General features: G+C 66.9%; 23 protein-coding genes. 12 read left to right on the top strand and 11 right to left on the bottom strand.

Translation table 11 applies throughout. The annotated features are described in order from the left end of the window. Nucleotides 1-23: 23 nt before the first annotated feature. On the bottom strand, nucleotides 24-944 hold the full coding sequence (locus C2U31_RS20575) for an EAL domain-containing protein (protein WP_103274475.1): 921 nt from the start codon (nucleotides 942-944) through the stop codon (nucleotides 24-26). A gap of 322 nt (nucleotides 945-1,266) precedes the next feature. On the opposite strand from C2U31_RS20575, the gene C2U31_RS20580 reads away from it, so the two are divergent. Both C2U31_RS20580 and C2U31_RS20585 read left to right on the top strand, forming a co-directional pair. Continuing rightward, the gene (locus tag C2U31_RS20580) at nucleotides 1,267-3,381 is read left to right on the top strand and encodes an FUSC family protein (protein WP_103274476.1); all 2,115 of its coding nucleotides are present in this window, start codon (nucleotides 1,267-1,269) and stop codon (nucleotides 3,379-3,381) included. Nucleotides 3,382-3,487: 106 nt separating this feature from the next. After that, on the top strand, nucleotides 3,488-4,324 hold the full coding sequence (locus C2U31_RS20585) for a universal stress protein (RefSeq protein ID WP_103274477.1): 837 nt from the start codon (nucleotides 3,488-3,490) through the stop codon (nucleotides 4,322-4,324). A gap of 88 nt (nucleotides 4,325-4,412) precedes the next feature. On the opposite strand, the gene C2U31_RS20590 is transcribed toward C2U31_RS20585, so the two are convergent. Then, nucleotides 4,413-5,246 carry a MetQ/NlpA family ABC transporter substrate-binding protein gene (locus C2U31_RS20590; protein WP_103276484.1) on the bottom strand — a complete coding sequence of 278 codons (834 nt, stop codon included), beginning with the start codon at nucleotides 5,244-5,246 and terminating at the stop codon, nucleotides 4,413-4,415. 221 nt (nucleotides 5,247-5,467) lie between these two features. On the opposite strand from C2U31_RS20590, the gene rocF reads away from it, so the two are divergent. From rocF to C2U31_RS20610, 4 genes are all read left to right on the top strand, one after another. Then, nucleotides 5,468-6,421: an arginase gene (rocF, locus tag C2U31_RS20595; protein ID WP_103274478.1), complete on the top strand. Its 954-nt coding sequence runs from the start codon at nucleotides 5,468-5,470 to the stop codon at nucleotides 6,419-6,421. A gap of 49 nt (nucleotides 6,422-6,470) precedes the next feature. After that, nucleotides 6,471-7,532, top strand: a complete 1,062-nt coding sequence (locus C2U31_RS20600) for an alcohol dehydrogenase (RefSeq protein ID WP_103274479.1) — start codon at nucleotides 6,471-6,473, stop codon at nucleotides 7,530-7,532. A gap of 148 nt (nucleotides 7,533-7,680) precedes the next feature. After that, the gene (locus tag C2U31_RS20605) at nucleotides 7,681-8,058 is read left to right on the top strand and encodes a DUF423 domain-containing protein (RefSeq protein ID WP_103274480.1); all 378 of its coding nucleotides are present in this window, start codon (nucleotides 7,681-7,683) and stop codon (nucleotides 8,056-8,058) included. A 99-nt stretch (nucleotides 8,059-8,157) separates the two neighbouring features. After that, the gene (locus tag C2U31_RS20610; protein WP_103274481.1) at nucleotides 8,158-9,060 is read left to right on the top strand and encodes a DMT family transporter; all 903 of its coding nucleotides are present in this window, start codon (nucleotides 8,158-8,160) and stop codon (nucleotides 9,058-9,060) included. A gap of 6 nt (nucleotides 9,061-9,066) precedes the next feature. Here C2U31_RS20610 and C2U31_RS20615 read toward each other — a convergent pair whose 3' ends face one another. Continuing rightward, a complete protein-coding gene (locus C2U31_RS20615; RefSeq protein ID WP_103274482.1) occupies nucleotides 9,067-9,705 on the bottom strand; it encodes a glutathione S-transferase family protein in 639 nt (212 codons plus the stop codon). A gap of 4 nt (nucleotides 9,706-9,709) precedes the next feature. Next, entirely contained in the window at nucleotides 9,710-10,879 is a 1,170-nt protein-coding gene (locus tag C2U31_RS20620) for a PQQ-dependent sugar dehydrogenase (protein WP_103274483.1), read from the bottom strand. A 187-nt stretch (nucleotides 10,880-11,066) separates the two neighbouring features. On the opposite strand from C2U31_RS20620, the gene C2U31_RS20625 reads away from it, so the two are divergent. Continuing rightward, nucleotides 11,067-11,681 carry a glutathione S-transferase family protein gene (locus tag C2U31_RS20625; protein WP_103274484.1) on the top strand — a complete coding sequence of 205 codons (615 nt, stop codon included), beginning with the start codon at nucleotides 11,067-11,069 and terminating at the stop codon, nucleotides 11,679-11,681. 273 nt (nucleotides 11,682-11,954) lie between these two features. Beyond that, complete coding sequence (locus C2U31_RS20630; protein WP_369869792.1) at nucleotides 11,955-12,644, top strand: aspartate/glutamate racemase family protein; 690 nt, start codon at nucleotides 11,955-11,957, stop codon at nucleotides 12,642-12,644. An 80-nt stretch (nucleotides 12,645-12,724) separates the two neighbouring features. Here the strand turns inward: C2U31_RS20630 and C2U31_RS20635 are convergent, their stop codons facing one another. From C2U31_RS20635 to proC, 7 genes are all read right to left on the bottom strand, one after another. Next, complete coding sequence (locus tag C2U31_RS20635; RefSeq protein ID WP_103274486.1) at nucleotides 12,725-13,426, bottom strand: ABC transporter ATP-binding protein; 702 nt, start codon at nucleotides 13,424-13,426, stop codon at nucleotides 12,725-12,727. After that, the gene (gene livG / locus C2U31_RS20640) at nucleotides 13,427-14,194 is read right to left on the bottom strand and encodes a high-affinity branched-chain amino acid ABC transporter ATP-binding protein LivG (protein WP_103274487.1); all 768 of its coding nucleotides are present in this window, start codon (nucleotides 14,192-14,194) and stop codon (nucleotides 13,427-13,429) included. It lies immediately after the preceding gene. Continuing rightward, nucleotides 14,191-15,426, bottom strand: coding sequence for a high-affinity branched-chain amino acid ABC transporter permease LivM (locus C2U31_RS20645; RefSeq protein WP_199770862.1), 1,236 nt, complete (start codon nucleotides 15,424-15,426; stop codon nucleotides 14,191-14,193). The genes livG and C2U31_RS20645 overlap by 4 nt, the downstream gene beginning before the upstream one ends. After that, nucleotides 15,426-16,352, bottom strand: coding sequence for a high-affinity branched-chain amino acid ABC transporter permease LivH (gene livH, locus C2U31_RS20650; protein WP_103274489.1), 927 nt, complete (start codon nucleotides 16,350-16,352; stop codon nucleotides 15,426-15,428). The genes C2U31_RS20645 and livH overlap by 1 nt, the downstream gene beginning before the upstream one ends. Nucleotides 16,353-16,544: 192 nt before the next feature. Further along, nucleotides 16,545-17,660 (bottom strand): branched-chain amino acid ABC transporter substrate-binding protein, encoded by a 1,116-nt coding sequence (locus tag C2U31_RS20655; protein ID WP_103274490.1) that lies wholly within the window; start codon nucleotides 17,658-17,660, stop codon nucleotides 16,545-16,547. A gap of 502 nt (nucleotides 17,661-18,162) precedes the next feature. Beyond that, nucleotides 18,163-18,717 (bottom strand): queuosine precursor transporter, encoded by a 555-nt coding sequence (locus tag C2U31_RS20660; protein WP_103274491.1) that lies wholly within the window; start codon nucleotides 18,715-18,717, stop codon nucleotides 18,163-18,165. Then, nucleotides 18,714-19,547 (bottom strand): pyrroline-5-carboxylate reductase, encoded by an 834-nt coding sequence (gene proC / locus C2U31_RS20665; protein ID WP_103274492.1) that lies wholly within the window; start codon nucleotides 19,545-19,547, stop codon nucleotides 18,714-18,716. The genes C2U31_RS20660 and proC overlap by 4 nt, the downstream gene beginning before the upstream one ends. Nucleotides 19,548-19,740: 193 nt before the next feature. On the opposite strand from proC, the gene ugpB reads away from it, so the two are divergent. The 4 genes from ugpB to C2U31_RS20685 all read left to right on the top strand — a co-directional run bounded on the left by ugpB (nucleotide 19,741) and on the right by C2U31_RS20685 (nucleotide 24,152). After that, nucleotides 19,741-21,054 (top strand): sn-glycerol-3-phosphate ABC transporter substrate-binding protein UgpB, encoded by a 1,314-nt coding sequence (gene ugpB, locus C2U31_RS20670; RefSeq protein ID WP_103274493.1) that lies wholly within the window; start codon nucleotides 19,741-19,743, stop codon nucleotides 21,052-21,054. 189 nt (nucleotides 21,055-21,243) lie between these two features. Continuing rightward, entirely contained in the window at nucleotides 21,244-22,125 is an 882-nt protein-coding gene (gene ugpA / locus C2U31_RS20675; RefSeq protein ID WP_103274494.1) for a sn-glycerol-3-phosphate ABC transporter permease UgpA, read from the top strand. Between the two features lie 21 nt (nucleotides 22,126-22,146). Next, the gene (ugpE, locus tag C2U31_RS20680) at nucleotides 22,147-22,998 is read left to right on the top strand and encodes a sn-glycerol-3-phosphate ABC transporter permease UgpE (RefSeq protein WP_103274495.1); all 852 of its coding nucleotides are present in this window, start codon (nucleotides 22,147-22,149) and stop codon (nucleotides 22,996-22,998) included. 65 nt (nucleotides 22,999-23,063) lie between these two features. Next, nucleotides 23,064-24,152: a sn-glycerol-3-phosphate import ATP-binding protein UgpC gene (locus C2U31_RS20685; protein WP_103274496.1), complete on the top strand. Its 1,089-nt coding sequence runs from the start codon at nucleotides 23,064-23,066 to the stop codon at nucleotides 24,150-24,152. The last annotated feature ends 9 nt before the right edge of the window (nucleotides 24,153-24,161 follow it).

Raw genomic sequence — 24,161 nt, forward strand, 5'->3', positions numbered from 1 at the left:
CCGGGAGCGCAGGACGGCGCCCGCTATTGCGTGGCGACAGGCTGGCTCGCCTGCACGCGGTCCGCCTCGGACTTCGCCGCCCCGCCACCATAGGCCTGGATCCACGACGAGGCATAGGCGGCCGACGCGGCCAGCGGTTCGCCTCCGTCGTACTGCGTGCGCAGCCGGATCATCAGCTCGTCCAGCAACATGGGCCGGCCCAGCGCGTAGCCCTGCCCGTAGCGGCAGCCCGCCGCGCGCAGCGCGGGGATATCCTCGACGTTCTCCACGCCTTCGGCCACGACGCGCCAGCCCATCCGCGTGGCCAGCTCGGCCGCCGTGCGCAACACTTCGAACGCCACGGCGCTGCGCCGCATGCGGGTGACGAAATACTGGTCTATCTTCACTTCGGACAGCGGAATGGCCGACAGCAGCTTGAGCGAGGCATGGCCGGTGCCGAAATCATCCAGGCTGACCTCGCAGCCGGCTTCTTCCAGTTTCAGCAACGAAGCCCGCAACACGTCCAGCTCGCGGATGGGCTGATCCTCGGTCAGCTCCACCCGCAACAGCGAGGCGGGCAGCTCGGCGGCGCGGATGCGCAGCAGCAGCGCTTCGACCGCCCCGGCGTCGGACAGCGTGCTGGCCGGCGCGTTGATCGCAATGGGAACGGCCACCCCCGCGCGCCGCATGGTCTGCAGCATCTCGATCACGCGCACGCTGACGCGCTCGAACAGTTTCCTGTCCAGTCCCTGCCGGTTGATCGAGGGAATGAAATCAGCGGGCATGACCGTGCCCAGGCGGGGGTGCTGCCAACGCGCCAGGGCCTCGGCCGATACGATGCGGCCAGTAAGCAGGTCCACCTGAGGCTGCAACAATACCCTGAGCCCGTCCTTGCCGGCGACCATGGCCGCAATTTCAACGTCATCCGCAACCTGACCGGAGGCTGCCTGTTGATTCAGCGTCATGTCTGCGCTCCTGAAGCGTCCCGGATTCTGGGCCGCGCTGTCCGGGCGCGGTCCGAGACGCACTGGACATGAACGCCGACACAGAACTGCGCAGGCCGGCGATTCGGCGTGGTAACGCTTACGTTTTTTTAGGCGATTTCCGCCGATTTCTCCAGATTATTTTGCGCCCGCGCGGCGCGAATGTCACAGATGTGTAACCATACCTGCAGGTTGCCGCGAAATTGGCGATGACCTGCCACAGAAGACGCATTGGCGGCCTTCCCGGCATGGTAGGGTGAGCGCCTCGCGCCCGCCGGGCCCCTTTCCTGAACGAAGCAGCAGCTTGACTTCCTCCCCCGCTCCCTGGCGCGCCGCCGTGCGCCGCATCCTCTGGCTGGACGCCCTGCAGGCCGCCGCCACCAGCGCGGCGCCGGTGATCCTGGCCGTGCTGCTCGATGAACCCCGGCTGGGCTGGAGCGCCATCGCGGCATTCTGGGCCTGCTTCGGCGATCCCGGCGGTCCGTTGCGACAACGCGCGGGCGCCATGCTGGCGCTTGGACTGGCCGGCGGTGTGTATTGCCTGCTGGCCAGCGTGAGCGCGCCCCATCTGTGGCTGCTGCTGCCGCTGACCTTCCTGTGCTGCACCCTGGGCGGCCTGCTGCGCGTGCTGGGACCGGCGGCCGCCATCATCGGCACGCTGCTGTCGGCCGGCTTCGTGGTGGCGGCCGAGCTGCCCGCGCCCACAGTCGTCGAGAGCCTGCGCTACGCGCTGTTCTTCGTCGCGGGCGCATCCTGGGCGATTCTGATGACGGCGCTGGTGTGGCGCCGCCGCCCCTGGAAGGACGCCACGCTGGCCGTGGCCCATTGCTACCGGGGACTGGCCGATTTTGCCGACGCGCTGGCCGGCATGTATTCCGGCTTGCGCCCCGAGACTGGCGCGCCGGCATGGAGCGCCGTGTCCCGCTCGCAGCGGGCTGCCCTGCGGGCCGCGCTGGAGGCGGCCCGCAGCCGCATCGGCGAAGTGCAAGGCGCGCGTCCCTCGCGCCGCACCCGCGCGCAGCAGCTGTATTACCTGCTCGACCGGGCCGAGGACAGTTTCATCGCCATGGTCGCCGCCGCCGACCTGCTCGAATCGAACGCGCCGCGCTGGCTGGGACGCAATGCCGGCGCCCACCTGTGCCACGCCTTGCACCGCTACGCCAGCGTATGCAATGCCATCGCTGGCACCTCCGATGCCGCCGACGCGCGCCAGGCGGATCGCCTGCGCGAACGGCTGGAACGCTACGGCGCCGATCTGCGCGAACTTCGCGGCCCCGCGCTCGCGCACGCGCCCGAGCTGGCCAGCGTCATTCCGGTGCTGGACCGGCTGCAACAGTCCGCCCAGTCCGTCCGGCAGGCCCTGTTCGACGCCGCCGAGCTGCCGGCCGGCGCGGCATCCAGCTCGGCCGCCGCGCCGGCGCGGCAAGCCTGGAACACGCTGCGCCAGAACCTGCGACTGGAGTCTGACGCCCTGCGCCATGCCTTGCGCGTGGGCATCGGCGCCACGCTGGCCGTCGCCCTGTCGCGCAGCTTCGCCGTCAACCACGGCTACTGGATGTCGCTGACCCTGGTCTTCATCCTGCAACCCTATTTCGCCGCCACCTGGCAGCGCACCGTGGAACGCGTGCTGGGCAGCGTCGCGGGCGCGATCGGCGCCTCTTTGCTGGGCCTGCTGCTGAGCACGCCGCTTTCCGTCGCGCTGGCCGTGCTGCCGATCGCGCTCGGCACGTTCGCCGCGCGCACGGTGAACTACGCCCTGTTCACGTTCTTCCTGACCTCGCAGTTCGTGCTGGTCAGCCATATCCAGCAGCCGGACCTGCACGAACCGGAACTGGCCGCGCTGCGCGCCTTCAACAGCGTGCTGGGCGCCGTGCTGGCGCTGCTGATCGGCTTTCTGCTGTGGCCCGAGAAGGCGCCCCGCGAGCTGGCCGGTGCGCTGGCGCGCGCGCTGCAGCGACATGCCGACTATGTGCTGGCGCTCGTTCGGGAAAAGAGCGGCGAGGCGGCGGAGTCGCCGCGGCGCATCGTCGAGCTGCGCCGGCAGGCCTGCCTGGCGGCCGACAATGCCCAGGCGTCACTGGAACGGCTGCAGCAGAACCCCTTGCACCGCGACAGCAAGGTCGACACGGCGGAAGCCCTGCTCAATGCCATGCGCCGGGTGACCGCCGCCGGCACCGTGCTGGAAATCCAGCCCGGGCTGCCTGCCGACAGCGAAGCGGCATCCGCGCTGCGCGACTACGGCGAAACCCTGGCGCGGGCGCTGCACCCGCGCGACGGCGAACCGGAACCCGGCGGCCGGGTCATGCCGGTGCCGTCGGCGGTGGGTCTGGCGCAACCCGGTCTGCCGCCCCCTCTGGAACGCATCGCCCGCCAGGCGCGGCAGGTCCAGCAGCTGCGCGACAAGCTCCAACAGGCCTAGAGCTTGCGCCGGACGGGGCAAACTGAGGCCGGCTTGACGTGCATCAAGCGCCGGTCGGCGCGAACGCGCAACGATAGCGCCAACGCAAGTTCACTCAGGAGGCTCTATGTACCGCCGCATTTCCGTCCATCTGGACCAGGGTTTCGACTGCAAGCGCCGCACCCAGGCAGCCATCGGCCTGGCCAAACGCCACCAGGCGGAACTGGTCGGCATCTACGCCACCTCCGCTCCGCCGCAGTACTACTACGGCGAATCCGTGCTGATGTCCCGGGCGCTGAATGTCATGAAGGACTTGCAGGCACAAGGCCGCGATAGCGTCCAGAATGCGTTCCTGGCGGCGGCCTCGCAGGCGGACATCCCCGCTCAGGTCCGCAGCGACGACACCTCGCCCAGCGCCAGCGTGGCGCTGCACGGACGCGTCAGCGACCTGATCATCGTCAGCCAGCTGAACCGCGACGATGTCGAGGCTGCCCACGAGAACGAATTCGTCGAGCAGACCCTGCTGACCGCTGGCCGGCCGGTCCTGGTCGTGCCCTCCAGCGGCCATTTCCCGGTGATCGGCGAGCGCGTGCTGTATTGCTGGGACGGCAGCCGTGAATCGGCCCGCGCGCTGGCGGATGCCGCGCCGGTGCTGCGCATGGCGGACCACCTGGTCGTGTTGACGATGGACGAAGGCGCGGCCACGCGGGGCGTCGGATCGGCCAGCTTCGACGACCTGGCCAGCTACTGCGAGGCCCAGGGCATGCCTCGGCCCGAGCACGTGCGCCGCGACATCAAGGGCGTGGGCGTCGGCAGCACCATCCTCAACGCGGCGGCCGACTACAGCGCCGACCTGATCGTCATGGGCGCCTACGGTCACAGCAAGCTCAGGGAATGGGCCATGGGCGGCGCGACCGCCTCGATCCTGAAGACCATGACCGTGCCGATCATGTTCTCGCACTGAGCGCCTGCCGTGCCCGAGCCCCTGCCCAGGCAGGGGCTTTCTTGCTGTCGGCGAGTGGGTTTGGGCTCGGATGCTCCGCCGCGCCGCGCTACCAGGGAAAGACGATCAGGTCGCCATACAGCCGCCGCAACGTGGCCTTGACCTCGGGAGATTCCTGATAGATGGCGATGAATTTCAGCAGCCTCGGATCGTTGGCGCGCTCGGGCGTGGTGACCCAGCGGATCGCGTAGCGGCGAACGGAATCGGGGCTGTTATTGTCGAAACCCAGGCAGTCCTGCTCGCTCAGGCCGGCCTGCCTGGCGAAGGAGGGATACGTGACCGAAGCCGTCACGTCATCGAAGGTGCGGGCCGATTGCGCGCCTTCGACAGGCACGAATTTCAGGCGCTTGGGATTGAGCGTCACGTCTTCCACCGCCGCCATGTTGCCCACGCCGGGCTTCAGGCCGATCAATCCCATGGACTGCAGCAGCAGCAAGGCGCGGCCGGTGTTGACCGGATCGTTCGGCACCGCGACGGTGGCGCCCTCGGGCAGCGGCTCGCCCCGCTTCAGCTTCTTGGAATACAGACCGATGATGGTCGAATAGCCATAGGCGATCGGCACCAGCTTCACGCCTCGGCGCGCATTGAACACCTGCAGGAACGGCTCGTGCTGGAAGAAATTGGCATCCACCGAGCCATCGGCCACCGCGATATTGGGCAGCACCCAGTCATTGAACTCCACCAGCTTGACCTCCAGCCCTTGCCGGGCGGCCAGCGCGATGGCTTTCTCGGTCGCCTCGTTGGCCAGGGCCGGAACCACGCCGATGCGCAGCGGCTTCTGCTGGGCAGCGGCAGGAAGCGCGCAAGCCATGGCGGCCAGCGCCAGCGCGGCCGCAAGACGGGGCCGCAGGAAGGAAAGAAGGGGCGGGAACAAGCGGATCATGGGCATGAATATGAAAAAATGGACGCCAGCGCTGCCGGCTTTCGGTCCATTGTGCCCCAAACGCCCGCCGCGCCATGGCAATGCCCTCTGTCACGCCATGGCAATGCGGGCGCGGGCGCGACGGCGCTAAGATGTGTCCACCAAGCCGGCCAGGCCGGCGCTGGGCCGGCGGCGGCTCCATCCGCCGCCTGATTCTGTCTTTCCTTTCCGGAGTCCGCCCCGTGCAGAAAACCGCCAAGCCGACCACCCCTTCCCTGCCGCGCGGCATCGCGCTGATCGGCGCGCCCACCGACATCGGCGCCGGCGCGCGCGGCGCCTCCATGGGACCGGAAGCCCTGCGCGTCGCCGGCCTGGGTCCGGTCATCGAGGCCCAGGGCTTCGAGGTCGAGGACCGCGGCAATCTGTATGGCCCGGCCAATCCCTGGCAGCCTCCCGTCGACGGCTACCGCCATCTGGCGGAAGTGGCCGCCTGGAACCGCGCGGTCCACGACGCGGTGCATGCCGAATTGCGCCAGGGCAAGCTGCCCATCCTGCTGGGCGGCGACCACTGCCTGGGCATCGGCTCGATCAGCGCGGTGGCGCGCCATTGCCGCGACACCGGCAAGAAACTGCGGGTGCTGTGGCTGGACGCGCACGCTGATTTCAACACCCATGCGCTTACCCCCACCGGCAATATCCATGGCATGCCGGTAGCCTGCCTGTGCGGCTACGGTCCGGCGGAGATCACCGGCCTGTCCGGCCATCATCCCGACATCGAGGCCGCCTGGGTGCGCCAGATCGGCATACGCAGCGTGGATCCTGGCGAAAAGCGGCTGGTGCACGAGGCCGGGCTGGAAGTGTTCGACATGCGCTACCTGGACGAAATGGGCATGCGCGCCACCATGCAGGCCGCGCTCGCGGGCCTGGACCAGGACACGCACCTGCATGTCAGCTTCGATGTGGATTTCCTGGACCCCGAGATCGCGCCCGGCGTGGGCACCACCGTGCCTGGCGGACCGACCTACCGCGAGGCCCAGCTCTGCATGGAGATGATCGCCGACACCGGGCTGATGCGTTCGCTCGACGTGGTCGAACTGAATCCCGCTTTCGACGTGCGCAACAAGACCGCCGAACTGGCGGTGGACCTGATCGAAAGCCTGTTCGGCAAGTCCACGCTGATGCGGCGCGACGCCTGACGCTCCCCTCTTCCGGTCGACAACAAGCAAGCCATAAAGGAGACATGCCATGAAGTGCTATTGCGTGGTCGATTTCCGCGCCCCGCTGCAGGAAATGGACCAGCCCACGCCCGTGCCGCAAGGCGCGCAGGTGCTGCTCAAGGTCCGTGCCGCCGGCGTCTGCCACAGCGACATCCATCTCTGGGAAGGCGGCTACGACCTGGGTCAGGGGCGCACGCTGTCGCTCAAGGAACGCGGCGTTACGCTGCCGCTCACCATGGGCCACGAAACCGTCGGCGCGATGGTGTCGGCCGGCCCCGACGCGACCGGCCTGCGGCCCGGCGGCAACTACCTGGTCTATCCCTGGATCGGCTGCGGCAACTGCCCGTCGTGCCAGGCGGGCCAGGAGAACCACTGCATGGCCCCGGCCTGCCTGGGCGTGCACCGCGCCGGCGGCTACGCCGACCACGTGCTCGTGCCGCACTCCCGCTACCTGATCGACATCGGCGACCTGGACCCGGCGCAGATCGCGCCCTACGCCTGCTCCGGCCTGACCACCTATGCCGCGCTGAAGAAGATCGGCGAGCAGACCTACCGCCAGCATCCCGTGGTGATCTTCGGCGCGGGCGGCCTGGGACTGATGTGCCTGACGCTCATCAAGGCGCTCGGCGGCGCCGGCGCCATCGTGGTGGACATCGACCCCGCCAAGCGCCAGGCGGCGCTGGAGGCAGGCGCGCTGGCGGCCGTCGACGGCGCGGCGCCGGACGCGGCGCAGCAGATCATCAAGGCAGCCGGCGGCAAGCCGGCGCAGGCCGCCATCGACCTGGTGGGCGCGCCTGCCACCACTTCGCTGGCCTTCGACTTCCTGACCAAGGGCGGCAAGCTCATCATCGTGGGCCTGTTCGGCGGCGGCTCGACGTGGCCGATCGCGCTGATTCCCATGAAGGCGCTGTCCATCATCGGTAGCTACGTCGGCAACCTGGCCGAATTGAAGGAGCTGATGGAACTGGTGCGCGCAGGCAAGGTCCCGCCCATGCCGGTGCACCGCTACGCGTTGGACCAGGCCGACAGCGTGCTGGCCTCGCTGCGGGCCGGCAAGGTGGTGGGCCGCGCGGTGCTCACGACGGCTTGAGCGCCAGCGCCTGCCGCGGCCAGGCGAACGGACGTGGCGGCGGGGTGCAAGCCGGATCGATCGCCGGCGCGCAGAGCGCCGGCGCCGAATGCCATATCATAGGCACCGGCGGCTCCGCCCAAACGACTCTTCGAACCCAGGACCAGCAATGACAGACCGGCAGCTCACGATACTCGCGGCATTGAACCTCATGGTGGCCGTGGGCGCGGGCGCCTTCGGCGCGCACGGGCTCAAGCGCATCGTCAGCCCCGAGCTGCTCGCCGTCTGGCAGACGGGCGTGCTGTACCATCTGATCCATGCGCTGGGCATTTTGGCGGTCGCCCTGCTCGGCGCGCGCTATGGCTCGCCCCTGTTGTCGGCCGCCGGTCTGGTGATGTTCGCCGGCATCGTGCTTTTTTCCGGCAGCCTGTATCTGCTCGCGCTGACCGGCACGCACTGGCTGGGCGCGGTCACGCCGCTGGGCGGCGTCGCCTTCCTGGCCTCCTGGGCCATGGTTGCGCTGGCCGCCTACCGCAGCCAGGGCTGAACGCCCGGCCAGCTCGCGCCGGCCCTTGCGCTGGCGCCCTGCATCCAAGCCCTCCCTTCGTACGGCGCCAGGAATCGCCGTGATCCGCTGCTCCCGCCCATGTCCTCCGCCACCCTGCCTACCGCCCGTCCCTCTTCCGCCGCCGCCGGCATCGCCTGTGTGATGGCCGGCATCTTCTTCCTTACGCTCAGCGATGCCAACGCCAAGTGGCTGGGCGCCAGCTATCACCCGCTGCAAATCCTGTTCCTGCGGGCGCTGATCGCCCTGCCGGTGGTCACGGCGCTGGCGCTATGGCTGGGCGGCCGCCGCGTCTTGCGCACCGGGCATCTGCGCCTGCACCTGGCGCGCGGCGCGATCAACGTGGTGTCGGCCTGTTGTTTCTACCTCGGCCTGAATTCCTTGCCATTGGCCGAGGCGACGGCGATCGCCTTCGCCGCGCCGCTGTTCGTGACGGCGTTGTCGGTGTTCGTGCTGAAAGAGCGCGTCGACAGCCGCCGCTGGCTGGCGGTGCTGGCGGGCTTCGCAGGCGTGCTGATCATCGTGCGGCCCGGCACCGATGCATTCCAGGCCGCCACGCTGCTGCCGCTGACCACTGCGATGCTGTACGCGGTCATGATGACCACGGCGCGCGGCATCAGCCCCAGCGAAGGCATGCTCACCACCACCTTCTACATCGTGGCCGGCCAGTTCCTGTGCAGCATCCTCACCCTGCCCTGGGTCTGGCAGGCGCCGGCCATCGGCGACCTGCCCTATTTCGCGGGCGTGGCGCTGTTCAGCACGCTGGGGCTGACGCTGATCACGCAGGCGTTCCGCATCGCCCCGGCCTCCGTGGTGGCGCCGTTCGACTACACCGGCCTGATCTGGGCCACCGTGCTGGGCTGGGTGTTCTGGCGCGAGGCGCCCGACGCGCTGGCCTATCTGGGCGCCGCCTTCATCGCCGGCAGCGGCATCTACATCGCCTTGCGCGAGGCTCGCTCGAAGCCGCGCCGCGGCAAGCGCTGAGGCGCGCTATTCGGTGGGCGGAGGGAAGTTGCGACGCAGCGCGCGAGCCACGGCCGGATTGCGTCCCGCCTCGCGCGCCACCGCCGTCAAGGCCGGGCAGACCGATTCAAACCAGGCCGGCCCCGGACGCCAGCGCGTCATCACGGCCACGTACAGGTCCAGCGCCGAAAACCGCTCGCCCAGCATGTGCGGCGCGCCGGCCTGCCGCTCCAGCTCCTGCCACAGTTCGGCGCGGCGCGTGTGCACGCGCTCGCGCAGCAGGTCGGCGGGCGCGCCTTCCGTGGTCCATTGCGGCGGATTGTCGCCATAGGTGAAGGTAGGATAGATGGCCGCGACCAACCGGATCAGCAGGTTCAGGAAGCGCGCGCGCTCGGGCTGGTCGGGCAACGGCGCCAGGCCGGCCTGCGGCGCCACGTCGTGCAGATGCAGGATCATGGCCGCGCTTTCTGTCATGACCTCACCGTCCGGCGTCACCAGCGTCGGCACCTGGCCTAGCGGATTCAGGCGCAGCAGGCGGTCGCGCTGCGGCCCCGGCTTCAGGTAAGGCACGTCTTCCAGCGTGTACGGCACATTGGCCAGCGCCAGCGCCATCTCGACGATGGCGGAACCGCAGCCGGCCGATCCGATCAGTTCGTAGGTCTTCATGGCTTCATCCCCCCGCCGGCGCGATGCGCAGCAGCTCGCCCGGCGATTCGTCCGTCAATACATACACATGGCCGTCCGGTCCGACCCGCACGTCCCGGATCCGCTTGCCGCGCTCGCCCAGCAGGCGTTCCTGCGCCACCACCTTGTCGCCGTCCAGCGTCAGCCGGATCAGATTACGCTCGGCCAGCGCGCCGATGAAGAGCGAATGACGCCAGGCCGGAAACCTGGGCGCGTCGTAGAACGCCATGCCGCTGATGGCGGGCGACTTCGGCCACCAATACAGCGGCGACTCCATGCCCGGCAGCGTCTGGCCGCGCGCCTCGGGGATGGGCTGGCCGGAATAGTCGATGCCGTAGGTCGCCAGGGGCCAGCCGTAGTTCAGCCCCGGCTTGATCAGATTGACCTCGTCGCCGCCGCGCGGCCCATGCTCGCTTTCCCACAGCTCGCCGGACCAGGGGTTCAACGCCATGCCCTGCGGATTGCGGTGGCCATAGGACCAGATCTCGGGGCGCGCGCCGGCCTTGCCCACGAAGGGATTGTCCGGCGGCACCGAGCCGTCGGCCCGGATGCGCACCACCTTGCCCTGCAGCTTGCCCAGGTCTTGCGCGGTGGAGCGCTGGTTGTTCTCGCCCAGCGCGATGTAAAGATGCCCTTTGCCGTCCAGCACCAGGCGGGAACCGAAATGCAGCCCCTCGGACAGCTTGGGCTCCTGCCGGAACAGGACGCGGAAATCCTCCAGGCGGGCCCCGTCATCGGCCAGACGGCCGCGCCCCACGGCTGTACCGGCGCGGCCGTCGCCGGCCTCGGCATAGGACAGGTAGACCAGGCGGTCCTTGGCGAAATCCGGCGACAAGGCCACGTCGAGCAGGCCGCCCTGCCCCTGCGCGGCCACCTTGGGTACGCCTTTTAAGGGCGCGGACAGGCCGCCGGGAATGCGCAGCAGCCGCAGATTGCCGGGGCGTTCGGTGATGAGGATGCCGCCATCGGGCAGAAAGGCCATGGCCCAGGGATGTTCCAGGCCGCCCGCCACGGGCGTGACCTGGGTCGGCGCGGCGGGCGGGATCCCGGTGCCGGCCGACACCGGCTCGGCGCGCGCGGTTGCGGACCAGGCGCAGGCCGCAAGCACGGCGCCGGAAAGGAAGACGGACAGCGTTGCGGCGGCACGAGGCGGCATGGTCATCTCCGGCTACGGCATGGGCGCATGGCGAATGGCGCGGCGTCCGTCGGACGATCCCGGCGCGAGGCGGCGGACGCGGCGGTATATATCGTGGGGCTATCACGCATCGTCGCCACATGAGTGGCGTACCATATGCGGCAAGGACGGGTCGCCTCCCGCCCTGCCCCACAGGAGACGCCTTCAAATGAAACTGTACTACATGCCTGGCGCATGCTCGCTCGCTTCCCACATCGTGCTGGAATGGCTGGGCAAGCCCTATGAAACGCACAAGCTCAGCCGCGACGAGCTCAAGGGTCCGGAATTCCTGAAGATCAATCCGCTGGGCGCGGTCCCCGCGCTGGCCGACGGCGACTGGACCCTGACGCAGAACGTCGCCATCCTCGAATACCTGGCCGAACAGGCCCCGCAAAGCAAGCTGATGGGCGACGGCAGCGCGCGCTCCCGCGCCGAAGTACGCCGCTGGCTGGGCTTCATCAACTCCGACCTGCACAAGACCTTCTCGCTGGTCTTCGCGCCGATGCGCTTCCTGTCCGAGGAAGGCGCGCAGAAGGAACTGGCCGCCAACGCGTCCAAGCTGCTCTCCAAGCTGTTCGCGCAGCTCGATGCCCAGCTGGCCGGCAAGTCCTACCTGGTGGGCGCCGACCCCAGCGTGGCCGATGCCTATCTCTACGTGGTGCTGACCTGGGCGCATGGCAAGCAGGTCGACCTGACCGGCCTGGACAATCTGGCCGCGTTCTTCAAGCGCATGCAGGAAAACAGCGGCGTGAAGGCCGCTCGCAAGGCCGAAGGCCTGGAGTAAGCCCGCCGCGCGACGCAGGCCCGCCAGCGGGCCCGCGCCGGGCAGGCGTATGATGGCGGCTTGGCGCCGCCTGGGCGCCGCGGCATGCGGCGCCCTCGTTCAGCGAGCGGTCAGGTGCGGGCAGCGATGCCCTTGCCCTGCCGGTTCGCGGAACATCGCGGCATGCCAGAGGCCGGGCCGCTTTCCGAGCCCGGCGCGGCACCGCTTCGGAGTCTTAAAGTGAATAGCTTTTCCCAGGGTTGTTACCTGGGTGTATTGGGCGGCATGGGCCCCATGGCCGGCGCCGCTTTCGCCTTGCGCCTGGCGGCGCTCACGCCCGCCGATGTCGACCAGCAGCACATTCCCACACTGCTGCGCAACGATCCCCGCATCCCCGACCGCTCCAGCGCCTACATGGCCGGCGGCGAGAATCCCCTGCCCTACATGGTCGAAGGCGTGCGCTTCCTGGAACGCGCGGGCGCGCAGTTGATCGCCATCCCGTGCAATACCGCGCACCTCTGGTATGACCAGATCACGGCCGCCACCCGGCTGCCGGTGCTGCACATCATCGAGGCGGTCATCGACGACCTGCGCCGGCTCGGCCTGCCCAAGGGCCGCATCGGGCTGATGGGCACCGCGGCCACGCTCAAGCTGGGCCTGTACCAGCGCCATCTCGAGGCACAGGGCTATGAATGCCTGGTGCCCGACGAGGACGAGGTCGAGCGCTATTGCATGGGCTCGATCCGCGCCGTGAAAGGCAATCAGCTCGAACAGGCCTACTCGCCGGCGGCCGAGTGCATCGCGCGCCTGAAGGCGCGCGGCGCCGACGCCGTGGTCCTGGGCTGCACCGAGCTGCCGCTGGCCGTGCCGCACGCGCTGCGTCCCGGCCTGGGCATCACGCTCACCGATTCGATCGATGCGCTGGCGCGCGCCGCCATCGACCGCTACCTGGCCGACGCGCCGCACGCCCGCATCGCGGCCTGAGCCGCCCTCCCTTCCCCCGCATCCCGGATAAAAAAAAGCGCACCTCGCGGTGCGCCCACTCCCTTCGCGGGGGAAATTGGTCAGCCGCCCAAGTAGGCTTTGCGGACCTCGTCATTGACCAGCAGATTGGCGCCCGTGTCCTGCAGCACCACGCGGCCGTTCTCCAGCACATAGCCACGGTCGGCCACCTGCAGCGCCTTGTTGGCGTTCTGCTCGACCAGGAACACCGTCACGCCCTGCTCGCGGATCTCGCGGATGATGTCGAAGATCTGCGCGATCACCAGCGGCGCCAGGCCCAGCGTGGGCTCATCCAGTAGCAGCAGGCGCGGACGGGTCATCAGCGCGCGGCCGATGGCCAGCATCTGCTGCTCGCCGCCGGACATCAGGCCGGCGCGCTGGCTGGCGCGCTCCTTCAGCCGGGGGAACAGGCCGTAGACGTGGTCGATGCCCTCGTGGATTTCGTCGCGCTTGGCGAAGAAGCCGCCCATCATCAGGTTCTCGGCGACCGTCAGGTCCTTGAACACGCGCCGCCCTTCCGGAGAAATGGCGATGCCGTTGCGCATGATGTGGTGCGTGTCCTTGTGGGTGATGTCCTCGCCCTCGAACGTGATCTTGCCTTCCTTGGCCCTGGGATTGCCGCAGACGGTCATGAGCAGCGTGGTCTTGCCGGCGCCGTTGGCGCCGATCAGGGTGACGATCTCGCCCTTGTTGACATCCACCGACACGCCATTCAGCGCCTGGATGGCGCCGTAGTAGGTGTGTATGTTTTCCAGCTTCAGCATTTATTCCTCCCCCAGGTACGCCTTGATGACGCGCTCGTCGTTGCGCACCTGCTCGGGGGTGCCGGTAGTGATGGGCTTGCCGTGCTCCATGACCAGGATGCGGTCGGAGATGCCCATGATCAGGCTCATGTCGTGCTCGATGAGCAGCACCGCCACGCCGAACTCGCGGCGCAGCTGGTCGATGAGCGATTGCAGATCGCGCTTTTCCTGCGGGTTCAGGCCGGCGGCCGGCTCGTCCAGCATGAGCAGGCGCGGCTTGGTGATCATGCAGCGCGCGATCTCCAGGCGGCGTTGGTGGCCGTAGGCCAGGTTGCCGGCCTCGCGGTTGGCGAACTCGCGCAGGCCCATGAAGTCCAGCCATTGCGCCGCGCGCGCCAGCGCATCGGCTTCCGACTGGCGATAGGACTTGAGCTTGAGCAGGCCCGGCAGCAGGCGCGCCTCGACCTGGGTGTGCTGGGCGACCAGCAGGTTTTCCAACACGGTCAGCTGCTTGAACAGGCGCACGTTCTGGAACGTGCGCACCAGCCCGTGGCGCGCGACCTTGTGGCTGGGCAGGCCGGTGATGGCCTTGCCGTCCATCAGGATCTCGCCCGCGGTGGGCGCGTAAAAACCGCCCACGCAGTTGAACACCGTGGTCTTGCCGGCCCCGTTCGGGCCGATGATGGCGAATACCTCGTCGGATTTGACTTCGAAGGCCACGCTGTCGACGGCCAGCAGACCGCCGAACCGCATGGTCAGTCCGGATACTTTAAGCAACGCCTCGCTCATTTGGACAGCTCCACGTGGGGACGCTTCATGGGCAACAACCCCTGCGGACGCCACATCATCATCAACACCATCACCAGGCCGAACATCAGCATGCGGTACTCGGCGAACTCGCGCGCCAGCTCGGGCAGCACGGTCAGCAACACCGCCGCCAGGATCACGCCCACCTGCGAACCCATGCCGCCCAGCACCACGATGGCCAGGATCAGCGCCGATTCGATGAAGGTGAAGGACTCCGGATTCACCATGCCCTGGCGGGCCGCGAAGAACGCGCCGCCAAAGCCGGCGAAGGTCGCGCCCAGCGTGAACGCGGACAGCTTGATGCGGGTGGGGTTCAGGCCCAGCGAACGGCAGGCGATCTCATCCTCGCGCAGGGCTTCCCAGGCGCGGCCGACCGGCATGCGGATCAGGCGCGTGGACACGAACAGCGTAACCAGCGCCAGCAGCAGGGCCATCATGTACAGATAGATCACCATGTGCTGATTCTGGAACGTCAGGCCGAAGAAGTCGTGGAACGTGGTGCCGCCCTCGGTGCTGGCGCGACGCGTCATTTCCAGGCCGAACACCGACGGCTTCGGAATGCCCGAGATGCCGTCCGGACCGCCGGTCAGCGTGTTCAGGTTGATCAGCAGCAGGCGGATCATCTCGCCGAAGCCCAGCGTCACGATGGCCAGGTAGTCGCCGCGCAGGCGCAGCACCGGAAAGCCCAGGATGAAGCCGAACAGCGCGGCCATCGCGCCCGAGAACGGCAGCGCTTCCCAGAAGCTCCAGCCGCCCCAGTGGTACAGCAAGGCGTAGGTATAGGCGCCGACGGCATAGAAGCCGACGAAACCCAGGTCCAGCAGCCCGGCGAAACCCACCACGATGTTCAGGCCCAGGCCCAGCATCACGTAGATCAGCACCAGCGTGGCGATGTCGACCGAGCTGCGGCCGGCAAAGAACGGCCAGATCACGGCGGCCGCCAGGATCAGCAGCACCAGCAGCTTGTTGCTCTTGGCCGGCGACGACGGCAGGGTCGGCAGGCCCGTCTTCAGTTTCTGGAACGGCTTGGCCAGCCAGGGGCGCAACAGCTGGAACACGAACACGACCGCGGCGGCAAGCGCCACCAGCGACCAGTTGGACTCCATCGTGGTGCGCGCGCCCTGGCGGATCAGCTGCAGGCCAAAGACGGGGGTGACGATGACGGCGGTCAGCACCGCCGCCATCGTGGCGTTTTTCAGATTGTTGTTCGACATCAGACTTTTTCCACCTCAGGTTTGCCCAACAGCCCGGTGGGACGGAACAGCAGGATCAGGACCAGCAGCGAGAACGCCACGATGTCCTTGTACTGCGACGAGATGTAGGCTGCCGCGAAGGTCTCGGCCAGGCCCAGCAACACGCCGCCCAGCATGGCGCCGGGGATGCTGCCGATGCCGCCCAGCACCGCCGCCGTGAAGGCCTTGATGCCGGCGAGGAAGCCGATGAAGGGATTGAGCTTGCCGATGGTGATGGCGATCAGTACGCCGCCCACCGCCGCCAGGATCGCGCCCATCACGAACGTGAAGGAGATCACCCGGTTGGTGTCGATGCCGAGCAGGTTGGCCATGTGCATGTCCTGCGAGCAGGCGCGCGAGGCACGGCCCATGCGTGAGTACTTGATGAACAGCGTCAGGCCCACCATCAGCACCACGGTCACCACGATGATCATGATGCGCGAATACGGCACCGTGACATCGAAGTCGGATCCCATGTGGAACTGCACCGCGCCGGAAACCAGCGACGGCACGGCCATGTCGCGGGCGCCCTGGCCCAGCGCGACCCAGTTCTGCAGGAAGATCGACATGCCGATGGCCGAGATCAGCGCGACCAGCCTGGGGCTGTTGCGCACCGGCCGGTAAGCCACGCGTTCGACGGAAAAGCCGTAGATGCCGGTGACCACGATGGCCACGAGCAGCATGGCGGCGATGATGAAAGGCACGGGCAAGCCGCTGTTGGTGCCGATGGAGGTCAAGGTGACCAGGCCGACATAGGCGCCGATCATATAGATTTCGCCGTGGGCGAAATTGATCATACCGATGATGCCGTAGACCATTGTGTAGCCGATGGCGATCAACGCGTAGATCGCGCCCAGAGACAATCCGTTGAAGAATTGCTGGGTAAGTTGGGGTATGAGGTCAGACATTATTTCTCTGTGCTCCAAATAGTTCCGGCTCCGGTAGTGAGACCCGGAGCCGGAAACCTGGGCGTATTTTATAAGGGCCTGCCATCGGCGCCTGCCGGCCGCACAGCGCTTTTGGCGCTTCGCTACGCGGATTACGGCATGACGGCAAGGACAGGCCCTACACGCCGGCACCACGCCGGCGGGATCGCGAGTTTACAGCTGGGTCTTCTTTCCGTTCTTGTCCCACTTGTAGACGGCGAACTCGAAGTTCTTCAAATCACCCTTGGCGTCGTACTCGACCTTGCCGATGCCGGTGTTGAAGGTGGTCTTGTGCATGTAGTCGGCCACCTTGGCGGGATCTTCGCCCACCGCGGTGATGCTGTCGGCCAGGATCTGGACGGCGGCATAGGCCGGCATCTGGAAGGCGCCGTCCGGATCGCGCTTGGCGTCCTTGAAGGCCTTGACGATGCTTTCGTTGCCCGGCAGCTTGGTGAAGTCGGCGGGCAGCGTGACCAGCAGGCCTTCGATGGCCGGGCCGGCGATCGCCACCAGGTCCTGGTTGGCGGTGCCTTCCGGACCCATGAACTGGACCTTCAGGCCCTGTTCGCGCGACTGGCGCAGCAGCAGGCCCAGCTCGGGGTGGTAGCCGCCGAAGTAGACCAGGTCCACGCCGGCCGACTTGAGCTTGGTGATGATGGCCGAATAGTCGCTGTCGCCGACGTTGATGCCTTCGAACAGCGCGACGTTCACGCCTTCCTTGGTCAGCGTGTCCTTGACCTGGGTGGCCACGCCCGAGCCGTAGGTCTGCTTGTCATGCAGCACGGCAACCTTCTGCGGCTTGAGGGTCTTGGCGATGTAGCGGGCGGCATACGGACCTTGCTGGTCGTCGCGGCCGATCGTGCGGAAGAAATAGTGCGGCTTGATGGTGTCGGTCACCAGCGGCGAGGTGGCGCCCGGAGTGATGCCGACGATGCCTTCCTGTTCGTAGACGTTCACGGCGGCCACGGTCACGCCCGAGCACGCATGCGCCACGGCGAACTTGGCACCGGAGTTGACCACGCGGTTGGCGGCCGGCACGGCCTGCTTCGGTTCGCAGCCGTCGTCGATGAGGATGGGTTCGAGCTTCTTGCCCTTGACGCCGCCCTTGGCGTTGATCGTTTCGATGGCGGTCAGCGCGCCAGCCTGGATCTGGTCGCCGTACTGGGTGTTGGGGCCGGTCATCGGCTGGGGGATGCCGATCTTGATGGTGTCGGCGGCATGCACGGAACCTGCCAGGGCAAGCGCCCCAAGCGCGACGGCTACCGGGGTAAGGCGATGCAGAAACTTCATGCGTAGTTCTCCAGCGAGGTTTTGAGCGGCTCGGACCGGTCCGAATTCGCGGGAGGGTGCCCCGTGATTCGTGCCGCGCGTTGCCGGCTTCTTGGGCGAAAACACGATGTGGGCGGTATTCTGGAAGCAAGCCGCCGCACTGTCACTGCGTGTAATCCCCAATATTTGCGGAGAAATCTTTAATCGTGCCGCATCGAGGCTACAAGCCCGTGAAATCGCAGGGAAAATCGCGATCCGGCCTTGTTTATCCCCTTGCGCGTCAGCGCCGTTTCAGCATCTGCGCTTTGCGAAAAATCATTATCTGAGCCCGCGTATTCGCATTTAAATACAGTCCTTACGCAAGACTTACGGATAATAATTAGCGTGTTAATCCTGCGCGTTCGCGCCCGGAATATATCGATCGGTTTCAATAATGTCCGCGCGATGCCATACGCCAAGGCGCGCGCGGCCCCGAATGACAAAAGGCGGCCCGCAGGCCGCCTCTTCCCTGCCCCGCCCGGCTTCAGGCGTTGGCCGGCTTGGCCAGGTTCCACATCAGCGCGCGGAACGGCGCCAGCATGCTGATGTTGACCGCCAGCTTGATCGCCAGATCGCCCGCCATCCAGGTCAGCCAGGGCGTGCCCGTGGCGGCGAAGGCCACGCTGAAGAACACGGCCGTATCCAGCACCGCGCCCAACACGCCTGAAATCAACGGCGCGCGCCACCAGCGCTGGTCGCGCAGACGGTCGAAGACCTGGATGTCGACCAGTTGCGCGCAGATATAGGCCAGACCCGAGGCCAGCGCGATGCGCGGCGAGGCCACCCAGAACGAGACGACCAGCGCGGCGGCGAAACCGAACCAGGCCACGCGCCGCGCCGCCGATGGACCGAAACGGCGGTTCAGCACGTCGGTGACCAGGAACGCCACCGGATAGGACAGCCCGCCCCAGGTCAGCCAGTCGTTCAGCGGCACCTGCACCAGGATGTTGGAACCGACCACCACCAGCAGCATGCACAGTACCGCCACCGCGAACTGCGGCGCGCGCATGGCTTCGTAGCGGCTCGCCTGCGCGCTCATTTGCCGAATTCCTCCGCCAGCTCGCGCGAACGGCGCGCGGCGGCCGCCAGCGCGTCCTCGACGATGCCGGCGAAGCCCGCCGCGCCGAAGGACGCCAGCGCGGCGGCCGTTGTGCCGCCCTTGGACGTGACACGCTCGCGCAGGACGGACGGCGGCTCGGACGACTCGGCCGCGAGTTTGGTGGCCCCGGCCAGCGTGCCCAAGGCAAGCTGGCGCGCCTGCTCGGCCGTCAGGCCGACCTTCTGGCCGCCGGCGATCAGCGCTTCCAGGAACAGGAACACATAAGCCGGGCCGCTGCCCGACAGCGCGGTCACGCCATCCAGCGCCGCGTCGTCGGCCACCCAGACGACGTCGCCCACGCTGGCCAACAGGCTGGCCGCGAGTTCGCGGTCTTCCTGACCGACGCCATCCAGGGCGGCCAGGCCGGTCATGCCCGCGCCCACCAGGGCCGGCGTGTTCGGCATGCAGCGCACCAGGCGGCGGAACGGCTGCTCCGGCGTGCCCAGCCAGCCGGCCAGGGTATCGGCGCGGATGCCGGCCGCCACGCTTACCACAAGCGTGTCCGGACGCAGCCACTGACGCGTGGACGCCACAACGTCTTTCATGTTCTGTGGCTTGACCGCGAACACCCAGACGCGGCACCGCGCCAGGGCCTCGTCGGCGGCGGTGGCGGTGGTCATGCCGCGCGCCCGCCACGAGGCGTGCGCCTCCTCGTTTATGTCAATGACATGGATGTTGCCGGCGGGGCATACTTTGCCAGCCAGCCCGGAAGCCAGGGCGGCGGCCATATTGCCGCCGCCGATGAACGCAATCGAAAGTTCGTTTTTCATAATGGGAGGATTGTAAACCGTCATGTCCCTGGGAAAAAAATGAAGAATGTTCGTTCGCGCCCAAAACGCGCAATTTGACAGCCGTTTGGAGTGATGTGAAAGTCACGCTTTTGTCACAAACAATTCATAAGGTGACGTGTTTTCCGCGGCCGGAAAATCGGCCGCGACACGCCCAACTGGAGGAAACCACACCATGCGATCCCACCGTATTGCCCTAACCTTCGCCGCCGTCATGGCCGCGTTCGCCGGCGCCTCGGCCCATGCCGCCACCGAGATCCAGTTCTGGCACTCGATGGAAGGCGCGCTGGGCGACCGCGTCAACGGGCTGGTCGACGAGTTCAACAAGAAGAACCCCGAATACCAGGTCAAGGCAGTCTACAAGGGCAACTACGGCGAGTCGATGAATGCGGGCATCGCCGCGTTCCGCGCCGGCAACGCGCCCGACATCCTCCAGGTCTTCGAAGTCGGCACCGCCACCATGATGTACGCCAAGGGCGCCATCAAGCCGGTGCAGCAGATGTCCGAAGAAGCCGGCAACCCGATCGATCCCAAGGAATTCATCGGCGCCGTGGCCGGCTACTACTCGTCGGCCGACGGTAAGCTGGTGTCGATGCCGTTCAACAGCTCCACCGTGGTGTTCTACTACAACAAGGACGCCTTCAAGAAGGCCGGCCTGGACGCCGACAAGCCGCCCAAGACCTGGGAAGAGCTGGCCGCCGCCGGCCAGAAGCTCAAGGCCGCCGGCCAGGAATGCGGCTACACCACCTCGTGGCCGTCCTGGGTCCAGCTGGAAACGTTCTCGGCCTGGCACAACGTGCCCTACGCCACCAAGGACAACGGCTTCGGCGGCCTGGACGCCCGCGTTGCCGTGAACACCCCGCTGCACGTGCGCCACCTGGAAAACCTGGCCAAGCTGGGCAAGGAAGGCATCTTCATGTACGGCGGTCGCGGCGACGAGCCGAACTCGCTGTTCATCAGCGGCAAGTGCGCCATGATCACCGGCTCGTCGGGCCTGCGCGCCAACATCGCCAAGAACGCCAAGTTCGAATTCGGCACCTCCACCCTGCCCTACTACTCGGACGTGCAGGGCGCGCCGCAGAACACCATCATCGGCGGCGCCTCGCTGTGGGTCTTCGCCAACAAGAAGCCGGAAACGTACAAGGGCGTGACCGCCTTCTTCAAGTTCCTGGCCAGCCCCGAGATCGCCGCCCGCTGGCACCAGCAGACCGGCTACGTGCCCGTCACCAAGGCCGCCTACGAGCTGACCAAGAAGGAAGGCTTCTACGACAAGAACCCCGGCACCGAAGTCGGCGTCAAGCAGCTGAACGTGGAAACCACCGCTCAATCGCGCGGCCTGCGCCTGGGCTTCCTGCCGCAGATCCGTGAAATCGAGGACGCCGAGATCGAGCGCATCGTCTCGGGCAAGGTCACGGCCAAGGACGGCGCCGAGAACATCGTCAAGCGCGGCAACGAGCTGCTGGAAAAGTTCGAAAAGAGCGTAAAGTAACGCCCGTCTCCCGCCAGGGAGGCATCCTGCGGCGGCCCGGCGACGGGCCGCCGCAGTCGTAAAGTTCGTAGTTTCACAGGCTTGAAGCCCTGGTCATTTTGGGGCTTTGGGCCTATCGTGCTTTCAGGCACGAGGTTCTTCCGGCGGCGATCTTCCATCGCCGCTTTTCTGTACCCTTGGGTTCCCCCTATGGAAAAACGCGTTGTATTCGGGCATAAGACCCTGCCCTATCTGCTGCTGCTGCCGCAGATCGTCATCACAGTGGTCTTCTTCTTCCTGCCCGCCGGACAAGCCATGTGGCAGTCCATGCGGCTCGAAGACGCCTTCGGCCTGTCGTCCGAGTTCGTCGGCATCGACAACTTCGTCGAATTGTTCAAGCAGCAAGCCTACCTGGACTCGTTCCGCGTCACCGCCGTGTTCTCGGTGCTGGTGGCCGTGGTCGGCCTGGGCGTGTCGCTGCTGCTTGCCGTCATGGCGGACCGCGTGATCCGCGGCGCCGGCCTCTACAAGACCCTGCTGATCTGGCCCTACGCCGTCGCGCCGGCCGTGGTCGGCGTGCTGTGGCTGTTCATGTTCTCGCCCTCGGTCGGCATCCTGGCCGTCGCGCTGAACCACTCCGGCGTCAACTGGAACCCGCGCCTGAACGGCAACCAGGCCATGATGCTGGTGTTGATCGCGGCCGTGTGGAAGCAGGTGTCGTACAACTTCCTGTTCTTCCTGGCCGGCCTGCAATCGATCCCGCGCTCGCTGATCGAAGCCGCCGCCATCGACGGCGCCTCGCCCACGCGACGCTTCTGGAGCATCGTCTTCCCGCTGCTGTCGCCCACCACGTTCTTCCTGCTGGTGGTCAACATCATCTATGCGTTCTTCGACACCTTCGCCGTGGTGGACACCACCACGCAGGGCGGTCCCGGCACCTCGACCTCGATCCTGGTCTACAAGGTGTACAGCGACGGCTTCCGCGGCCTGGACCTGGGTTCGTCCGCGGCTCAGTCCGTGGTGCTGATGTTCATTGTGATTGCCTTGACGGTCGTGCAGTTCCGCTACGTCGACCGCAAAGTGCAGTATTGATTTTGTTCGAGGCTACTAACAATGGTTGAACGCCGTCCCTGGCTGGATATTCTGGCCCACGTCATCCTGCTCTGCGGCGTGGCGATGGTGGCATTTCCGCTCTACGTCACTTTCGTCGCGTCCACCCAGACGGCGCAGGAAGTGGCATCCGCGCCTATGTCCCTGCTCCCTGGCAAGCACTTCGTCGACAACTACATGCAGGCGCTGTTCGGCGGCTCGTCCGGCGGCTCCGCCGGCGCGCCGGTGGGCCGCATGATGTACGTCAGCCTGATCATGGCGCTGGCGATCTCCATCGGCAAGATCGCGATCTCGCTGCTGTCGGCCTTCGCGGTGGTGTACTTCCGCTTCCCCGGCCGCATGTTCTTCTTCTGGATGATCTTCGTCACGCTGATGCTGCCCGTGGAAGTGCGGATCGCGCCGACCTACAAGGTGGTCGCCGACCTCGGCCTGCTCAACAGCTACGCCGGCCTGACGCTGCCGCTGATCGCCTCGGCCACCGCCACCTTCCTGTTCCGCCAGTTCTTCCTGACCGTGCCGGACGAGCTGATCGAGGCCGCCCGCATCGACGGCGCCGGCCCGCTGCGCTTTTTCCGCGACGTGCTGCTGCCGCTGTCCAAGACCAGCATCGCCGCGCTGTTCGTGATCCAGTTCATCTACGGCTGGAACCAGTACCTGTGGCCGCTGCTGGTCACCACCCAGGAAGACATGTACCCCGTCGTGATCGGCATCAAGCGCATGATCAGCGGCGGCGACAGCGTGACCGAATGGAACATCACCATGGCCACCGCCATGCTGGCCATGATCCCGCCCGCGCTGGTGGTCATCCTGATGCAGAAATGGTTCGTCAAGGGTCTGGTCGACACTGAAAAGTGACGCTTGCCCATTGCGTTTGCGCACCACGCCCGCCCGAACACGACTCAGATAACACGAATTAACTCATGGCTACTCTCAGCTTCCGCAAAGTCAAGAAAACCTACGCCGGCAACGTGCCCGTGATCCACGGCATCGACATGGACGTCAAGGATGGCGAGTTCATCGTCATCGTCGGCCCCTCCGGCTGCGGCAAGTCCACGCTGATGCGCATGGTCGCCGGCCTGGAATCCGTGACCAGCGGTGAAATCCTGATCGACGACCAGGTCGTCAACCATCTCGAGCCCGCCGAACGCGATATCGCGATGGTGTTCCAGAACTACGCGCTCTATCCGCACATGACCGTGTTCGAGAACATGGCCTACGGCTTGAAGATCCGCAAGTTCTCGAAGGAAGAGATCAAGAAGCGCGTCGACGCCGCCGCGCAGATCCTCGAACTCGGCCACCTGCTGGACCGCCGCCCGCGCGCCCTTTCCGGCGGCCAGCGCCAGCGCGTGGCCATGGGCCGCGCCATCGTGCGCGAACCCAAGGTCTTCCTGTTCGACGAGCCGCTGTCGAACCTGGATGCCAAGCTGCGCGTGGCGATGCGCCTTGAAATCATGAAGCTGCACCGTCGCCTGGGCACCACCAGCCTGTACGTGACCCACGACCAGGTCGAGGCCATGACACTGGCGCATCGCATGATCGTCATGTACCAGGGCGTGCCGGAACAGATCGGCACACCGATGGAAGTGTTCGAAAAACCCGCCTCCACCTTCGTGGCCGGCTTCATCGGCTCGCCGCCGATGAACCTGATGGAAGTGAACGTGGCCGGCGACGGCACGGTGCAGACCGCCGACGGCCAGCCGCTGGAGATCTCGCCGCTGCAAGTGCCGTCCCAGGTCCGCGGCCGCAAGGTCATCATGGGCATGCGTCCCGAGCACATGCTGCTGAACACGCAAGGCGTGCCCTGCGAAGTCGAGATGGTCGAAACGCTGGGCTCCGAGCAGCTGGTCCACTGCCGTGTCGGCAAGACCACGCTGGTGGTGCGCTGCACCACCCGCCAGCTGTCGGAATCGCCCGCCAAGGTCGGCGACCGCGTCAACGTCGGCCCGGACGGCCGCCATCCGCTGCACTGGTTCGAGACCGACACCGGCCGCCGCGTCCAGGGTCTCTGATCCCGCGCT

The organism is Achromobacter sp. AONIH1, from assembly GCF_002902905.1.
In the GTDB taxonomy this organism is placed as follows: domain Bacteria; phylum Pseudomonadota; class Gammaproteobacteria; order Burkholderiales; family Burkholderiaceae_B; genus Achromobacter.

Bases quoted from the DNA above. Each gene is read 5' to 3' on its own strand.
- C2U31_RS20575 (WP_103274475.1), bottom strand. From the start codon at position 944: ATGACGCTGAATCAACAGGCAGCCTCCGGTCAGGTTGCGGATGACGTT.
- C2U31_RS20585 (WP_103274477.1), top strand. From the start codon at position 3,488: ATGTACCGCCGCATTTCCGTCCATCTGGACCAGGGTTTCGACTGCAAG.
- C2U31_RS20590 (WP_103276484.1), bottom strand. From the start codon at position 5,246: ATGATCCGCTTGTTCCCGCCCCTTCTTTCCTTCCTGCGGCCCCGTCTT.
- C2U31_RS20600 (WP_103274479.1), top strand. From the start codon at position 6,471: ATGAAGTGCTATTGCGTGGTCGATTTCCGCGCCCCGCTGCAGGAAATG.
- C2U31_RS20605 (WP_103274480.1), top strand. From the start codon at position 7,681: ATGACAGACCGGCAGCTCACGATACTCGCGGCATTGAACCTCATGGTG.
- C2U31_RS20610 (WP_103274481.1), top strand. From the start codon at position 8,158: ATGTCCTCCGCCACCCTGCCTACCGCCCGTCCCTCTTCCGCCGCCGCC.
- C2U31_RS20615 (WP_103274482.1), bottom strand. From the start codon at position 9,705: ATGAAGACCTACGAACTGATCGGATCGGCCGGCTGCGGTTCCGCCATC.
- C2U31_RS20620 (WP_103274483.1), bottom strand. From the start codon at position 10,879: ATGCCGCCTCGTGCCGCCGCAACGCTGTCCGTCTTCCTTTCCGGCGCC.
- C2U31_RS20625 (WP_103274484.1), top strand. From the start codon at position 11,067: ATGAAACTGTACTACATGCCTGGCGCATGCTCGCTCGCTTCCCACATC.
- C2U31_RS20630 (WP_369869792.1), top strand. From the start codon at position 11,955: ATGGCCGGCGCCGCTTTCGCCTTGCGCCTGGCGGCGCTCACGCCCGCC.
- C2U31_RS20635 (WP_103274486.1), bottom strand. From the start codon at position 13,426: ATGCTGAAGCTGGAAAACATACACACCTACTACGGCGCCATCCAGGCG.
- livG (WP_103274487.1), bottom strand. From the start codon at position 14,194: ATGAGCGAGGCGTTGCTTAAAGTATCCGGACTGACCATGCGGTTCGGC.
- C2U31_RS20645 (WP_199770862.1), bottom strand. From the start codon at position 15,426: ATGTCGAACAACAATCTGAAAAACGCCACGATGGCGGCGGTGCTGACC.
- livH (WP_103274489.1), bottom strand. From the start codon at position 16,352: ATGTCTGACCTCATACCCCAACTTACCCAGCAATTCTTCAACGGATTG.
- C2U31_RS20655 (WP_103274490.1), bottom strand. From the start codon at position 17,660: ATGAAGTTTCTGCATCGCCTTACCCCGGTAGCCGTCGCGCTTGGGGCG.
- C2U31_RS20660 (WP_103274491.1), bottom strand. From the start codon at position 18,717: ATGAGCGCGCAGGCGAGCCGCTACGAAGCCATGCGCGCGCCGCAGTTC.
- proC (WP_103274492.1), bottom strand. From the start codon at position 19,547: ATGAAAAACGAACTTTCGATTGCGTTCATCGGCGGCGGCAATATGGCC.
- ugpB (WP_103274493.1), top strand. From the start codon at position 19,741: ATGCGATCCCACCGTATTGCCCTAACCTTCGCCGCCGTCATGGCCGCG.
- ugpA (WP_103274494.1), top strand. From the start codon at position 21,244: ATGGAAAAACGCGTTGTATTCGGGCATAAGACCCTGCCCTATCTGCTG.
- ugpE (WP_103274495.1), top strand. From the start codon at position 22,147: ATGGTTGAACGCCGTCCCTGGCTGGATATTCTGGCCCACGTCATCCTG.
- C2U31_RS20685 (WP_103274496.1), top strand. From the start codon at position 23,064: ATGGCTACTCTCAGCTTCCGCAAAGTCAAGAAAACCTACGCCGGCAAC.